Genomic DNA, 14,933 nt, shown 5'->3' with positions numbered 1-14,933 from the left:
TTTTATAAAAGCTTAAACACGCTGTTTCGGCAAACTAGACACCCAAGTCATGAGACGTGTTGCATCATTGGTACGTGCAGCAGATGAATCTGCTCCAAGCAACACTACGACTACTGGACGGTTATTTAAGGTGGTATGCATCACTACACAACGTCCAGCTTCATTGATAAAACCGGTTTTAGAAATATTAATATTCCAGCCACCATTACGTACCAGCGCATTGGTATTATTCGATTTCAACACACGGTAACCCAGATTAAAGTCATAACTTGCTGTGGTTGAGAACTGTCGGATCAAGCCGTATTGCGAAGCGGTGTTTACCAGAATCCCCAAGTCTCTTGCAGATGACTTATTGCCCGGATGCAATCCGGTAGATTCCAGAAATTTACTTGAATTCATACCCAATGCTTTGGCTTTACTATTCATGGCAGAAATAAAAGCACTACGGCCACCTGGATAGGTACGTGCCAACGCTGCTGCAGCCGGGTTTTCAGATTTCATCAGTGCAAACAATAAAGCTTCAGCACGATTCATCGTGTCTCCGACACGTAACGTCGAGCTTGAACTCTTACAACCTGAACATGAAAAATCACCCTGTTGTAGTGTGATTTTTTCATTCATGTTTAAACGTGCATCAGAGATCACCACTGCTGTCATCAGCTTGGTAATCGATGCAATCGGCACTGCTGTATTACTGTTCTTGCTATACAGCACTTCACCGGTCTGCGCGTCCATTACCAGCGCTGAACGCGCATTGACAGATGGCTGCGTGCCATAGGTCTTGGTATCCAGAATCTGTACAGTTTTGGCAGGTTCTTGTACTGCTTGACCATTCTGACTACGGATGGTCGTGGTGACTGTCGTAGAGCCAAGCGGAGAAGGCTCATCATCGGCATCCGATCCATCACTCAAGAACTGGTTGGCCTGTTCAGAAGACCAGCTCAGGCTAGACTGAGGGGCCGCTGCTGACGAATTCATGATAATTTCAGCAAAACTCGTCGTCGTACTCATGCTGACTGCCAGCGACAGACCCAGTACATGCATCAAAGACTTATGTGTTTTCTTCACTATTCCTTCACCCAACTTACGAGGTAAGATTGATTTGCGTATTACCTCTAATATGGCTTACATTACATTTACCACAATGCAGAACAATTATTGATCTCTACACTGCGTGATACAGTTCAATATGACATGTCTGTAGGATTGCTAATTTTGTAGTTTCATTGCAAGCTTATTTTGCGTTGTGTAACAAAAAAAATGATTTTTTTTCATCTGAGGGAGAGTATACGTGATCACAGTTTTAGTTGTAGATGACCATGAATTGGTGCGTACTGGCATCTGTAGAATGCTTGAAGACCACACTGATGTTCAGGTCATTGGACAAGCTGAATCTGGTGAAGAAGCAATTACTCTGGTGCGTCAGCATCATCCGAATGTAGTGCTCCTGGATGTGAATATGCCGGGTATTGGTGGTGTTGAAACTACGCGTCGACTGTTACAAACAGCCCCTGATACTAAAGTTATCGCTGTCAGTGGTCTTGCCGAAGAACCTTATCCATCGCTGTTACTCAAAGCAGGTGCTAAAGGCTATATCACCAAAGGTGCACCTGTTACCGAGATGGTACGTGCTATTAATAAAGTCATGCAGGGCGGCAAATACTTTAGTGCAGATATTGCCGAGCAATTAGCGAGCTCTTATTTATCTGACACACAGCAATCCCCATTTGATTCCCTGTCCGAACGCGAAATGCAGGTTGCCATGATGGTCGTCAACTGCATTAGTGCCCAGGAAATTGCGGATAAACTTTTTGTTAGTGTTAAGACTGTAAATACCTATCGTTATCGTATTTTTGAAAAACTTAATATCGACAGCGATGTGAAACTGACCCATCTAGCAATGCGCTATGGTCTGATTAAACCTTAATATTTTATGCCCTCTATTTAAGAAAACTTAAAAAAACAAAAAAGGTTCTATGTCGCAACGATCTTCTTATTCAGAGCTTAACCAATATCTGCTGGGCACCTGGTATGCGGCATACCGCCTGATCATCAGTACTGGTTTACTGCTGATTTTCGTGCTCACTTATCCTGAGCACACCAGCGATTTAGAATATCCCAAGCTGTATCATTATGTACTGAGTAGCTTCATTGCTATCGCCTTGATCCAGCTTTTTGTTCTGAAGTATTTTAAGAAATTTGTTCAGCAACAGCTGACCGGTATTTTTATTGTCGATGTCTGTGCACTCAGCCTGCTGACCTTGGCCACGAATAGCACCAATCTACAGCTCAGTATGCTATTCGTGATTACTATCTTTGCCGCTTCCATTTTACTGAATGCACAAAAAGCGCTGGTGATTACCTTGATTGCGGTCATCAGTGTGATTTACCAGCATTTCATCACCAGCCTGTTTACCCTTTCCTCTCTGGGTAATATCGGCAATAGCGCCATATTGGCTTTCATGTTTTTTGTGGTCTATGGCATCGGGCAAATTGCAGTCCGACGTTTCCAGATCTTGGAAAATGTCAATTTTTCCCAGTCCATGGAACTTTATCGTCTACAAAATATTAACCGTTATATTCTGGAACAGATTGAGACTGGTTATCTGGTTCTCGATGAAAACTGTCATGTGGTGCTGAGTAATCCTGCTGCCTGCCACTTGCTTGGCATCCAGCAAATGTATGCACATGACACGTTTCCATTGTACCAGTCACAACCAGATCTGTTTGAGCTGATCCGCTTTGAAGATCTGGAAAATGGCGAACGCTTTCAGTTTGAATCCCAGCAAAGCCGTTTCAATATTCATGTTCAAGTACAAAAACTGATTGTACCGCATCAAACTTTAATGTTGCTGGTGCTGCAAGATGCGCGAAAACTTAATCAACAAGTCCAGCAATTAAAACTGGCGGCACTCGGGCAACTTTCTGCCAGTATTGCCCATGAGATTCGTAATCCGCTTGCAGCGATTGTTCAAGCCAATGATCTGTTATCTGGTTGTGAACAGGACCAGCAGCAGGTGTTACATGGCATGATCAGCAAGCAGGCAACACGAATCAACCGGATTATTGAAGACACGCTGAATATGGTGAAGAATAAAGAGACTCATCCAGTATCTATTCAGCTGAATGAATTTATTCCACAATGTATCCATGAGGATTTGGCTGATATTGCTGATCAGATTAAGCTGAATATTGATATGCGACTGGACATCCAGTTTGATGAAGCCCAGCTACGTCAAGTATTGGTCAATTTATTGCGTAATGCCGTGCGGCATAACGATCCAGCTGTAGGTTATGTAGAATTAAAAGTTCATCCTTATGAACATAAAGTCTGGATTGATGTACGGGATTTTGGTCAGGGCGTTGCGCCTGCCGATCAGAGTCTGCTGTTTAAGCCATTTTTCAGCACTTCAATTAATGGTACAGGGCTAGGGCTATATTTATCCCACAGTTTCTGTGAGGCCAATCAGGCCCAGCTGAATTATATACAACAAGAACAGGGTGCCTGCTTCCGGATTAGCTGCCAGCGCATCACTGTTTAATTTTTGAATTTAAGGGGAAAAGTGTGGAACAACAACCACTGGTACTATTGGTCGATGATGAAGAAGATCTCTGTACGCTCATGCAGATGTCGCTCATGCGTATGGGAATTCGCACGCATATCGCCCATCGTCTGGAGGATGCTAAAAAACGCCTGGCAGATCATCAGTATGATGCCTGCCTTACGGATCTAAATCTACCTGATGGTAATGGCTTGCAGCTCCTAGAATTTATCAGTGAGCATCATCCTTCCCTACCGGTTGCTGTGTTAACTGCCTATGGCAATATGGATATTGCCATTGCTGCACTCAAAGCAGGTGCCTTTGACTTTGTCAGTAAGCCGATCAATCAGAAACATCTGGAACAGTTACTGCAAAAAGCACTAAATAAGCCAGTAGATTACCAATCCAATCAGCAAGATACCCTTGAATATAAAATGCTGATTGGCCAGTCCAAGCCGATTCAGCAATTACGTACGACCTTGCATAAAATTGCCCGCTCTCAAGCCCCGGTATTTATCACTGGTGAATCTGGAACTGGAAAGGAAGTGGTGGCAAATCTGGTTCATCGCCTCAGCAACCGGAGTGAAGGACCCTTTATTGCCATTAACTGTGGCGCAATTCCAGCTGAACTGATGGAAAGTGAGCTGTTCGGGCACAAGAAAGGCAGCTTTACTGGCGCCATGCAGGACAAACAGGGCCTGATCCAGTCTGCACATGGCGGCAGTTTATTTCTGGATGAAATTGCAGAACTTCCACTCAGTATGCAGGTCAAACTGCTACGTGCAGTACAGGAAAAACGGATTCGCCCTTTAGGTTCAGATATTGAAATTGATGTGGATTTTCGTGTCATCAGCGCCAGTCATCAGGACCTGGAAGCACAGGTACAGCAAGGTAAATTCCGTCAGGATTTATTCTTCCGCATTCATGTGATGGATCTGGTGTTGCCACCATTACGTGAGCGTGGTAATGACATTCTGCTGCTGGCTGAACACTTTATTCAGAAGATCTGTCAGGAATGGCAAATCCCTGTGAAACGCCTGACTGAACATAGCAAAGAGCAGTTACTGACTCAATACTATCCAGGAAATGTCCGGGAATTGCGTAATATCATCGAGCGAGCTATTACCCTCAGCGATGAAGACACAATTGATATCCAGCATTTGCAAACTGCACCTTTACGCCAGAGTTTTGTGACCTCCGAAATCACATCGAATATAGCATCCGAATCGAGTAACACTACTGACACTTTTATCGTACCGAAAAAACTGCCTGAAGAAGGTCTTGAACTGTATATGGAGAAAATCGAGAAAGAAATTTTGCTAAATGCATTGAATCTGACTCACTGGAACCGTACGCTTGCCGCAAAAAAGTTGGGCATGTCTTTCCGCTCGCTGCGTTATCGTCTGAAGAAATTTGGGCTCGATACCGATGAAGAAGAATGATTGATGAGGGGGCTATGCCCCCTTCATTATTTTTGTAAAAGCAATAATTCAGTGATGTGATCCAGATAACTTTCTTCCCTCATCTCAACGCCAAGCGGATAACTGAGGTGAGGCTGCACACCAAGACCCTCAATACGCTGACCACTGGGACTAAAATATTGCGATACCGTCATCTGTAACGCCGCCCCATTGCTAAGAGGAAACAGTTTCTGCACCACACCTTTACCATAGCTTTTTTCACCGACCACCCAGGCACGGTTATGCTCTTTCAAGGCAGCGGTAAAGACTTCGGCTGCAGAGGCAGAACGGTTATTAATCAAGATTCCAATTTTCATATTCTGAAATTCAAATCCTGGTAAAGCCTGAAACTGCTGATCCCCTTCTGCCCGGCTTTTGGTCGAGACAATAATGCCCTGATTCAGGAATAGATCCGCAGACTCTACCGCTGCCGAAAGCAGGCCACCTGGATTATTACGTAGATCAAATAACACGGCTTTTAAACGTTGACTGGAATAGCTGTCAATAATTCGTTTAATTTCGTTGGCTGTGTCCTGCTGGAAGACCTTGACCTGCAAGACCAGCACCTGATTATTATGCAGGGTCGATTTAATCTCGGTATCTACTTTGATATTACGAACCAGCGTCACCGGCGTACTTTGCGCAGAAAGCTGAATGCTTAAAGTAGAGCCTATCGCGCCACTGAGCAAATCCCGAACCTGCTCGCGCTTCAGCGTATTTAAGATCTGATCATCAATCTTGTAAACAGTCACGCCATTACGCAGTCCCTGCTTGGCAGAGTCAGCATCCGGACTGAGTCCCTGTACCATCCACTGCTTCAATTGCGGATTAAACTGCAGGTCAAAATCGATACTGGCTAGATCGCCTTCGGTATATTGACGGAGCTGTTTGAAGTCTTCTGGAGAAAGATAACGGGAATAGCGGTCTAAACCACCGACCAGACCACGAATTGCCTGTTGGAATAATGCATCGTCATTTTTATCTTGAATATAATTATCTTTGACAATGCCATAAATCTGCACGAATTCCTGAATCGAAGAAACCGGAATTTCGCTATAGGTTTGCTGGTCCATGACCATATCATCGAGTACCGGACCCTGAGACCCAGCACTCCATGCCGAATGGCTCAAACACATCAGTAAACTTGCGAGTAAAACTGACTTCTGCTGTGATTTTGCCATTCTTTATCCTATTGATATTTTTTATGAAGCGTTCAGCTCAATTAAGTTACGGCCCTGCATTTCTGCCGGCACTGGAAGTTGCATCAGACTTAACAATGTTGGCGCCACATCCGCCAGTACACCGCCTTCTGCAATCGTTGCCGAAGTTGGACCCACATAAATAAACGGAACCAGTTCAGTCGTATGTTGGGTATGCACCTGACCACTTTGATAGTCCTGCATCTGCTCAACATTACCATGGTCTGCAGTAATAATCATATGGCCTTTTTGCGCCATCACGGCTTCATAAACACGACCTAGGCAAGTATCTACTGCTTCCACTGCTTTGACTGCTGCATCAAATACGCCAGTATGACCGACCATATCACCATTGGCATAGTTCACCACCAGCAGGTCAAACTCACCTGAGTTGATCGCTGCAACCAGTTCATCGGTCACTTCGTATGCACTCATTTCCGGTTTGAGATCATAAGTTGCTACATTTGGAGATGGAATCAGGATACGTTTTTCACCTGGATATTCATCTTCACGACCACCGCTGAAGAAGAAAGTCACGTGTGCATATTTCTCAGTTTCTGCGATACGTAATTGGGTTTTGCCCAGGTCTGATAAATATTCGCCAATCGAGTTCACCAGCACTTCTGGCATATATGCTACAGGCGCATCGATTGTTGCCTGATAACGGGTCAACATCACATATTTCGCCAGATGTGGCACAACTTTGCGCTCAAAACCGGTAAAATCTTTCTCAACAAAAGCACGGGTTAATTCACGCGCACGATCCGCACGGAAATTCATGAAGACTACGCTGTCACCATCCTGAATCGCAGCCACATCACCGATACGGGTCGCTTTTACGAATTCATCGGATTCATCTGCTGCATACGCCTGTTCAAGACCTTCTACTGCAGTGGCTGCCGTACGAACTGCTTCACCTTCAGTCAGCAAACGATACGCCTGTTCCACGCGATCCCAACGGTTGTCACGATCCATGGCAAAGTAACGGCCAATCATGGTGGCAATACGGCCTTGACCTGGATATTGAGCAAAAACAGCATCTAATTTTTCTAATGATGGTTGTGCACTTTTCGGCGGCGTATCACGACCATCCAGGAAAGCATGTAGATAGACTTTGGCACCACGTTTTAATGCCAGCTCTGCCATCGCGACGATATGGTCTTCATGTGAGTGCACACCACCTTCAGACAACAGGCCCATAATATGTACGACACCATTTGATGCTTTGGCTTTTTCTACCGCATCAATCAGTACTTCATGCTCAAAGAACGCACCGGCACGGATATCTTTGGTAATACGGGTGAAGTCCTGATATAACACACGGCCAGCACCCAGGTTCATATGACCGACTTCAGAGTTACCCATCTGACCATCAGGCAGACCGACATCTTCACCAGAACCAGAGATCAAACCATGCGGATGCTTTTCCTGCATAGCAGTTAAATGAGGTCGTTTAGCCGCTAAAAACGCATTGTCTTCGACCGCTTCGCGATGACCCACACCATCCATAATTACCAATACGTGAGGGATTTTGCCAGCAGTTGCATCCGTCATAATGAATACTCTTGTTCGTTTACGAATTAATCGTTCTATTTTAACTAATTTTGCAGTGAGAGGCCATGACCACACCATGGTTTAAGCCTCTCACTGCGATTGATTTCTGCTATTTTCTTGTGGCTTAGCGTGCCCGATGCAGTAGATAACCACCAATTGCAAACATGATGATAATTGGAATAAATACAAACCATGCGGGCGACGGCGCATAGACTAAACTCGCATAACCCAAGAAGTCCTGCAGATAGAAGAAGCCTAAACCTGCAAATAATGCAATCACCAGGCGAAAGCCCATAGATTGTTGACGCAGCGGTCCAAAAATAAAGGAACAGGCAATCACCACCAGTGCAATCAGGGCAAATGGCGAGCCGACTTTCTGCCAGAAAGCCAGTTCATAGGTCTTTGGTACCTGGCTATATTCATGCATATAGCTCATGAAACTGACCAGTTGACTAGGCGATAGATCCTCTGGGTCAATGGTCACCATATGCACATACTTCGGTTGCAGCGCTAAGGCCAGCGGCTGTTCGGAATGTGTTATCAGCGTGGCATTACCATTCTGCAGAATATTCATTTCCTGCGTATTCTGCAGAGTCCACGCACCATCCTTGATAAAATCACCCTGCTCGGCTTTTAGCGTCCCGCGCAGACGATAATCTTCATCAAAGTCCAGCATCTGTACATTTTTTAGCTCACCTTTGGCATTAGCATAGTCAATGTAGATAAAACGCTGACCTTCACGGGTCCAGTAGCCTTTAACCTCACCAATTTTTACAGGCTTGTTGTAACTCTTCACTGCTTTGGCCTGCTCATTGGTATACGGAATTACCCATTCACTTAAAGCAAAAGATAAAATCACCAGGAGTAATGCCGAACGAATTACCCAGCCGACAATCCGCCACAGGCTGACCCCAACCGAACGCATCACAATCAGCTCACTGTTAGAAGCAAGTGTACCTAAGCCGAGAACAGCACCAATCAGTGCAGAGATGGGTAGGATCTCATACAGATAGTTTGGCGCGCCCCACAGCACATATTTCAGTGCCTGCCAGGCGCCATAGCCTTCTTTTAATGAGCCTAATTCACCCAAGTAAGTAAATAATACCTGTAGACCGGCCAATACGGCTGTTGCACCGAGCATAGCGAGTGCAGTAGTTCCGGTCACATGTTTTGCAACGATACGACGTGCCAGCATGATTAAGACCTCGCTCGTTGAATCTGTTTCTTGATTTTCGGCGCCAGCTTTTGCTTACGTGCAAATAGAGCTGCAGCAATACCATAGAAAATCAGGACCATTGGATAAGCCCAAATCCCCATTTCCTCTTTACTGACGCGCGTTTTTACTGCCATTAAAGCTACAATCAGGCTGGCAAAGATCAAGAGTGCTGGAAAGAGTTTAAGATAACGCCCCTGACGTGGACTCACTTCAGACAAGGCATTGGCCAGCATCAGCGCCGCAATAATCGCAAATGGTACAAATACTCGCCAACCGAGCTCACTGGCGACCACAGGATCCTGACGGTTTTCCCAGAGTTTTGAAGTCGGCAAGGCTTCAACCTCAGCACTTTCAAACTTGGCTTCTTTATCATTTTCCAGACGCAGACGATAAGTCTCGAATTCTGCCTGGGTATATTTCGGCATGCCGGCAAAGATTTCATAACGGCGACCATTGACCAGATCCACCACATTGGCGGTGTCCCCTGCCACTTCTACACGGGTCGCTTCTTGTGCCAGAATCATGACATCTGGTTTGCCTTCACGTTCTGCACGTTGATAGAAAAAGATATCTTTCAGGTTTTTACGGTCTTCCGACAAATCACCTGCATAAATGGTATAGGGTCCCGAGGAGATGAATTCCTTCGGCCGTACCAGATCGAAACCCGTCCGTACTGCCTGCTCATTGGTCAATGCTTCAAACTGACGAATACCCCACGGTGCCGCCCAGAGCATTAAAAATGCCTGAACGACTAGAAATACTAAAGTCATCGGAATGAGTAATCGTGCCAGCTGATTGCGACTGACCCCGCTACCATTCATGACTGCCATTTCATGATCGACATAGAGCCGGCCAAATACCAGCATCAGACCAATAAAGAAACCTAAAGGTAAAATCAGGGTCAGGAATTCAGGCAAACGATAACCAATAATACTGAACAGAATGCCTGCATCCAGACGTCCTTGTGCTGCCACACCGAAGTACTTGATCAGTCGACCACCCATCATGATCAAGGTCAATAAGGCAATCACAACCAAGGATGTTGATACAACTTGCTTGACCAGATAACGCCGAATAATCAAATTAAATCTTCCAGAATACAGGGTAAAAACTTGTCATAGTTTACCCGAATGTTAAGCTTAAAAATATAAAACCAATACTTGAGTTGAACATTGAAACCCTGTTCAGGAAATTGTTTCAATGGTTTAATGGTTGCAAATTTTATAAGGCTTAAATAAACGCATATGAAACTGACAATTAATACGTCATTCCAAGAGAATGCATCTAGCCAATATCTGTTAATTCTTGTGGATTCTGAGCAACTTCAGCAGTCAGCTGCCACTTATCAGATTAACAAGTTCGAAGAAATCACCACAGCGACACAATATAAAGCAGGTCTAAATGAAACCCTGGCATTAGTTGGTAATGTTCCAGCAAGTACCAACGCCTGTCTGGTTGGCTTGGGCAAGACTGCTGAACTACAGCCGGGCAAACTGGCGAAAGTTGCGCAAACTATCGTAAAAGCAGCACAGAAAAAATTCCAGCAGATCAGCGTAGACATTTCTGCCCTGCCAGTCCAATTTCATAACATTTTTGCACTATTGCTGACCCAGGCTGCGTACGCTTTTGATGAATTCAAATCCAAGAAAAATGAATTTGTACTTGAGCAAATCAACCTGATTGCGACCGATAGTTCAATAACTGCAGAACAGCTGCAATTGCTTCAGGCAGTGCAAACCGGCCAAAACTTAGCACGTGATTTAGGTAACCGTCCAGGCAATATTTGTTTCCCGGAATACCTGGCGGAACAGGCACTGGCTTTAGCAGCTGAATATCCAGAACTGCTTAAAGTGAATGTACTGGATGAACAGCAAATGGCTGATCTGGGAATGCACTCTTTCCTGGCAGTGAGCAAAGGTTCAGACCGTCCAGGACGTATCATTACCATCGAATATCATGCAGAACGTAGTGAAGCACCTGTGGTTTTAGTCGGCAAAGGGATTACATTTGATACTGGCGGTATTTCCCTGAAGCCAGGTGCCGGCATGGACGAAATGAAATACGACATGTGTGGTGCAGCTTCCGTGCTGGGTACCATGCGTGCATTATGCGAATCTGGTTTAGATATTCATGTTGTGGGTACCATTGCCGCTGCTGAAAACATGCCATCTGGCAAAGCAACCCGTCCAGGCGATATTGTCACCACGATGAGCGGTCAAACGGTTGAAATTCTGAATACTGATGCAGAAGGTCGTCTGGTACTCTGCGATACTTTAACTTACGTAAAACGCTTTAACCCTGCTCTCGTGATTGATATTGCAACTTTGACCGGGGCCTGTGTGGTTGCACTGGGTTCAGTCCTGACTGGCATGTTCACGCCGGATGATGAACTGGCCGCTGAACTCGAAGCTGCTGGTCAAACTTCATTTGACCGGGTATGGCGTATGCCAGTATTGGATGACTATCAGGAGCAGCTGGATTCTCCATTTGCAGATATTGCCAACATTGGTGGTCCTAAAGCCGGCTCTGTGACTGCAGCTTGCTTCCTGCAGCGTTTCACCCGTGACTACCGCTGGGCACACCTAGATATCGCAGGTACAGCCTGGAATTCAGGCACCAATAAAGGTGCAACAGGTCGTCCAGTGCCATTATTAATGCAATTCCTGGCGAACCGTGTTCAAAAGAATGGCTAAAGTCAGCTTTTATTTATTTGAAAAAAGCCCTGAACGGCAGGTCGAAAGTACCTGCCGTTTATGCCGCAAGATTCTGCGTCAGCCGGAACGGATCTGGTTACTCTGTGGCGATGCTGACTTGCAGCAACAGCTGGATGAACATCTGTGGACGTTTGATCCTACCGGTTTCATCCCGCATGGTATTGACCAGCCACAGGCCAGTGTCTGTATCTCTGCAAGCTTGCCTGAGCAACAAGACTGGATTATCTTTAATTTTAATCCTGAAGCACTTGAACCTTACGCTAAATTTAGTCACATTATTGAGATTATTGAAAACAATGAAACGGCCAAGCAACTCGGCCGTGAAAAGTTTAAGCAATACCGTCGACTGGGTATTGAGCCGAAAACTTATAAACTGTAGCCTTACTTAAACCTCATAAGGAGATGCCCGTGGCATTAAATGTTGGTCCAGATTTCAAACAGCGCTGGTTAAATGTGCCTGAAGCTGTGCGTCAGACCTTTATTGATGACCTCGCGCGTATCTGCGACGTACTTCAGCCAGAGACGTCATTGCAGGAATGGTTGGCACATGACCAGCAAATGCAAAAAGAATCCGAGCGTAAAATTAAAGCTGCCTATGCACAACGTAAAGCGGAATTGATTGAAGAAGCACGGATTCGTAAACAGCAGGCCCTTGAAAAAGCGCTGGCAGATAAGCGTGCTCAGGAGCAGGCGTATATCGAGCAGATGAAGCTGGATGAAGAACGTAAATATGCAGAGCAGACACGTACCCTAGAATTATTACGGGACAGCCTGAATGCTGAAGTCCTGAATTATACGGCACGTTTTGAGCAAAATCGGATTTTAAATTCCGCCCAAATCAAAATTGATGATACTGAGATTCTGTCAGAACTGGAAAGTACCCGATTACGTCTGGAACTTGAAGCCGAAACTGCGATCGAGGAAACTTTGGTACAGCTGCGTAACCGCTTACGTACTGCAGCCCGTGAAGAAATTGATTACATTCTGCAAAAGCGTTAATTGACTTAGAAATAAGCCTAGAAAAGCCCACAAAGGTGGGCTTTTCTATTTATTCACATCTAGAAAAAATCTGCCAGCATAAAGGCGGCATTACCTGCCATATAACCTATGCCCAGTAAGCTTACAATCCACAATACGCCTCCAGCCAGATTGTAAAGCGTAAAAGTCATAAAACTCATATGACCCGAACCGGCAGCAAATGGAGCAAACGAACGTACAAAAGGAATGAAACGTGCAATCAAGATGGTTTTGCCGCCATGCTTCATAAAATAATGATTGGTCTTAGTCAAATATTCGGGTTTAAAGAAACGCGAATGTTGATTGAAATATTTTAAGCCTAACACTTTACCAGTGTAATAATTGACGGTATAGCCCAGCACTGCCGCAGTAAATAGCAGTAATCCCATAGAATGTAGCGTAATCAAATCGCTACTAGAACAGAGCGCACCGACTGCAATTAACAGGCTATCTCCCGGCAGGAAAAAGCAAAATACAGATCCCGTTTCTGCAAAAATCACCAGGAATAAAATGGCATAGATCCACACCCCATATTGCTCAAGCAATATTGGCAAAGACTGTTCCAGGTTTAGTAAGAAATCGAGCATTCGACCTGTCCGCTGGAGTTAAAATCGTAAAGTGAAGTCAGGATTATCCCGAAAAATAAAAAAACAGTCTAATTTTTCAATTAGACTGTTGAGTCTTTAGGCAGTTTAGTTATTTTAAAAAGCCATGTTTAGCTAAAAAATCCATACTGATTTTTGACTGTGGTGTGGTTTCAGCAGCCTTGTCACCCAGCAACAAACGCTCGATATAACGTGCCAGCACATCGACTTCCAGATTGACTTTGGTCCCGACTTTCCAGGTGCCAATATTGGTTCGTTCAGCGGTATGTGGAATCAGGTTTAAACTGAGGATATTGCCACGCAGATGGTTAATGGTCAGGCTGATACCATCTACTGTCACTGAACCTTTCTCTGCCAGATACTTGGCAATTTCAGCAGGTGCTGTCACTTCAAAATAGATGGAACGGGCATCAGAATGCACTACCGTGATTTCGCCCACCGCGTCGACATGACCAGACACAATATGGCCACCAAAGCGTGTGGTTGGCAGCATTGCTTTTTCAACATTTACAGGTTGACCCGCTTTCCAGTTACCGAGTGTGGTTCGATTTAAACTTTCTCGAGACACGTCTGCAGCATACCAGTTGTCACCCCAGTCAATTACAGTCAGGCAAATGCCATTGGTGGCAATTGAATCGCCCAGATGGACATCCGACATATCCAGATCAGTCTGAATACGTAAGCGTATATCGCCGCCAACATTTTGCAGGCTTTCGACCTTACCAAGGCTTTCAATAATACCTGTAAACATTTTCTATTCCTTTTTTATGCTTTTACCAGAGAGCTAGCTGCGTACTCACACTGGTCGTATCGACACCACCCAGTTCTGCATAATGGTGTAACTGACCTAACAATTGACGGATCGGTGGCCCAGACTTGGCATGTGTGTCGGTAATCACAATAAATTCCAGTACACGAGCACGTTCAGACTGGCGCTGCTTGCTGACACGGTAACGCGGCACATCTTGAGTTAGCAAGGTCACACGGCCACGTTTCAGATTGGCCTGCAACAGATCTGTCGCACTGATATTACCATCGGTTGAATAACTGGTCAGAATAAAACGTGCGTTGATGGTTGCCAACAAGGTTTCATAGGCTTCCTTGGCATGCTTGGACGAGTTGTACTGACTTGGACGCTCTTTACGCCAAGCACGGTCAATCCCGCTCTTAAAGCCTTTGGTATCGGGTGTCGGTAGATCAACCTGATCCCAGAGGGTTAAAGCATTCAACACATGATAGTTACTGCTATAGGCATGCTGGTTATATGGTGGATCGAGATAAGCAACATCCACTTCAAAGCCACTCATCTGATTCGCCAGATGCTGGGCATCGACACACCACATTTCAGCTGCAGGACCTTTATGCTTGTTATCCTCACAGAAACGGCTTGGTGTTAACCAAAGCAGCGATTCAATACGTTCCAGCGCGGTCTGGGTTTTACCGCCCCAGCCATGATGGAAGCTCTTAAATACGCCTGAAGTATTGCTGACAAAACTGGCTGAATATAGAAGTGGTGCCAATAAAGCACTCATTTCCACATCATCAATTGCGCCTTGGGCTTGCCAGGTGGCAATCTGCTGGCGTATCGCATCAATACGCATGCCATTACGGCGTTTGAAGAATAAA

The 14,933-nt window shown here is 45.2% G+C and carries 14 protein-coding genes; 6 read left to right on the top strand and 8 right to left on the bottom strand.

Features of this window, described 5'->3' with window-relative positions:
• Positions 1-12: 12 nt before the first annotated feature.
• A complete protein-coding gene (locus B4033_RS13065) occupies positions 13-1,068 on the bottom strand; it encodes a serine hydrolase (RefSeq protein ID WP_026056747.1) in 1,056 nt (351 codons plus the stop codon).
• Positions 1,069-1,291: 223 nt separating this feature from the next.
• Here B4033_RS13065 and B4033_RS13060 point away from each other — a divergent pair, with 223 nt between their 5' ends.
• The 3 genes from B4033_RS13060 to B4033_RS13050 are packed head-to-tail and all read left to right on the top strand — an operon-like array spanning position 1,292 to position 4,984.
• Positions 1,292-1,927, top strand: coding sequence for a response regulator transcription factor GacA (locus tag B4033_RS13060; RefSeq protein ID WP_004810139.1), 636 nt, complete (start codon positions 1,292-1,294; stop codon positions 1,925-1,927).
• 49 nt (positions 1,928-1,976) lie between these two features.
• Positions 1,977-3,542 (top strand): two-component system sensor histidine kinase NtrB, encoded by a 1,566-nt coding sequence (locus B4033_RS13055; protein WP_286834578.1) that lies wholly within the window; start codon positions 1,977-1,979, stop codon positions 3,540-3,542.
• 23 nt (positions 3,543-3,565) lie between these two features.
• Positions 3,566-4,984: a sigma-54-dependent transcriptional regulator gene (locus tag B4033_RS13050; RefSeq protein ID WP_004810143.1), complete on the top strand. Its 1,419-nt coding sequence runs from the start codon at positions 3,566-3,568 to the stop codon at positions 4,982-4,984.
• Between the two features lie 26 nt (positions 4,985-5,010).
• On the opposite strand, the gene B4033_RS13045 is transcribed toward B4033_RS13050, so the two are convergent.
• The 4 genes from B4033_RS13045 to lptF form a co-directional block, all read right to left on the bottom strand.
• Positions 5,011-6,183: a S41 family peptidase gene (locus tag B4033_RS13045; protein ID WP_286834576.1), complete on the bottom strand. Its 1,173-nt coding sequence runs from the start codon at positions 6,181-6,183 to the stop codon at positions 5,011-5,013.
• A 21-nt stretch (positions 6,184-6,204) separates the two neighbouring features.
• Positions 6,205-7,755: a 2,3-bisphosphoglycerate-independent phosphoglycerate mutase gene (gene gpmI, locus B4033_RS13040; protein WP_286834575.1), complete on the bottom strand. Its 1,551-nt coding sequence runs from the start codon at positions 7,753-7,755 to the stop codon at positions 6,205-6,207.
• Between the two features lie 124 nt (positions 7,756-7,879).
• Positions 7,880-8,950, bottom strand: a complete 1,071-nt coding sequence (lptG, locus tag B4033_RS13035; protein WP_004810149.1) for an LPS export ABC transporter permease LptG — start codon at positions 8,948-8,950, stop codon at positions 7,880-7,882.
• A 2-nt stretch (positions 8,951-8,952) separates the two neighbouring features.
• Complete coding sequence (gene lptF / locus B4033_RS13030; RefSeq protein WP_004810151.1) at positions 8,953-10,053, bottom strand: LPS export ABC transporter permease LptF; 1,101 nt, start codon at positions 10,051-10,053, stop codon at positions 8,953-8,955.
• Between the two features lie 162 nt (positions 10,054-10,215).
• On the opposite strand from lptF, the gene B4033_RS13025 reads away from it, so the two are divergent.
• From B4033_RS13025 to blhA, 3 genes are read left to right on the top strand one after another with little or no spacing between them, the layout of a single operon-like run.
• Positions 10,216-11,664 carry a leucyl aminopeptidase gene (locus B4033_RS13025; RefSeq protein WP_103799965.1) on the top strand — a complete coding sequence of 483 codons (1,449 nt, stop codon included), beginning with the start codon at positions 10,216-10,218 and terminating at the stop codon, positions 11,662-11,664.
• The gene (locus tag B4033_RS13020; RefSeq protein WP_103799964.1) at positions 11,657-12,064 is read left to right on the top strand and encodes a DNA polymerase III subunit chi; all 408 of its coding nucleotides are present in this window, start codon (positions 11,657-11,659) and stop codon (positions 12,062-12,064) included. Before B4033_RS13025 ends, B4033_RS13020 begins: the two co-directional genes overlap by 8 nt.
• Before the next feature lie 29 nt (positions 12,065-12,093).
• Entirely contained in the window at positions 12,094-12,684 is a 591-nt protein-coding gene (gene blhA / locus B4033_RS13015) for a cell division protein BlhA (protein WP_286834574.1), read from the top strand.
• A 59-nt stretch (positions 12,685-12,743) separates the two neighbouring features.
• On the opposite strand, the gene B4033_RS13010 is transcribed toward blhA, so the two are convergent.
• The 3 genes from B4033_RS13010 to B4033_RS13000 all read right to left on the bottom strand — a co-directional run.
• Positions 12,744-13,289 carry a VTT domain-containing protein gene (locus B4033_RS13010; RefSeq protein WP_004896401.1) on the bottom strand — a complete coding sequence of 182 codons (546 nt, stop codon included), beginning with the start codon at positions 13,287-13,289 and terminating at the stop codon, positions 12,744-12,746.
• A 109-nt stretch (positions 13,290-13,398) separates the two neighbouring features.
• Positions 13,399-14,058, bottom strand: coding sequence for a riboflavin synthase (locus B4033_RS13005; RefSeq protein WP_286834573.1), 660 nt, complete (start codon positions 14,056-14,058; stop codon positions 13,399-13,401).
• Between the two features lie 22 nt (positions 14,059-14,080).
• Positions 14,081-14,933: DNA adenine methylase (locus B4033_RS13000; protein WP_286834572.1), on the bottom strand; the 853-nt coding region annotated here is incomplete at its 5' end.

This window comes from Acinetobacter sp. UBA3132, from assembly GCF_002364825.1.
Classification (GTDB): Bacteria; Pseudomonadota; Gammaproteobacteria; order Pseudomonadales; family Moraxellaceae; genus Acinetobacter; species Acinetobacter schindleri.
The sequence above is the reverse complement of the archived record's forward strand: the minus strand, read 5'-3'. Positions and strand labels throughout refer to the sequence as shown.

Excerpts from the sequence above, each read along its gene's own strand:
- B4033_RS13020 (WP_103799964.1), top strand. The coding sequence starts at position 11,657 with ATGGCTAAAGTCAGCTTTTATTTATTTGAAAAAAGCCCTGAACGGCAG.
- B4033_RS13005 (WP_286834573.1), bottom strand. The coding sequence starts at position 14,058 with ATGTTTACAGGTATTATTGAAAGCCTTGGTAAGGTCGAAAGCCTGCAA.
- B4033_RS13010 (WP_004896401.1), bottom strand. The coding sequence starts at position 13,289 with ATGCTCGATTTCTTACTAAACCTGGAACAGTCTTTGCCAATATTGCTT.
- B4033_RS13055 (WP_286834578.1), top strand. The coding sequence starts at position 1,977 with ATGTCGCAACGATCTTCTTATTCAGAGCTTAACCAATATCTGCTGGGC.
- lptG (WP_004810149.1), bottom strand. The coding sequence starts at position 8,950 with ATGCTGGCACGTCGTATCGTTGCAAAACATGTGACCGGAACTACTGCA.
- B4033_RS13045 (WP_286834576.1), bottom strand. The coding sequence starts at position 6,183 with ATGGCAAAATCACAGCAGAAGTCAGTTTTACTCGCAAGTTTACTGATG.
- B4033_RS13025 (WP_103799965.1), top strand. The coding sequence starts at position 10,216 with ATGAAACTGACAATTAATACGTCATTCCAAGAGAATGCATCTAGCCAA.
- gpmI (WP_286834575.1), bottom strand. The coding sequence starts at position 7,755 with ATGACGGATGCAACTGCTGGCAAAATCCCTCACGTATTGGTAATTATG.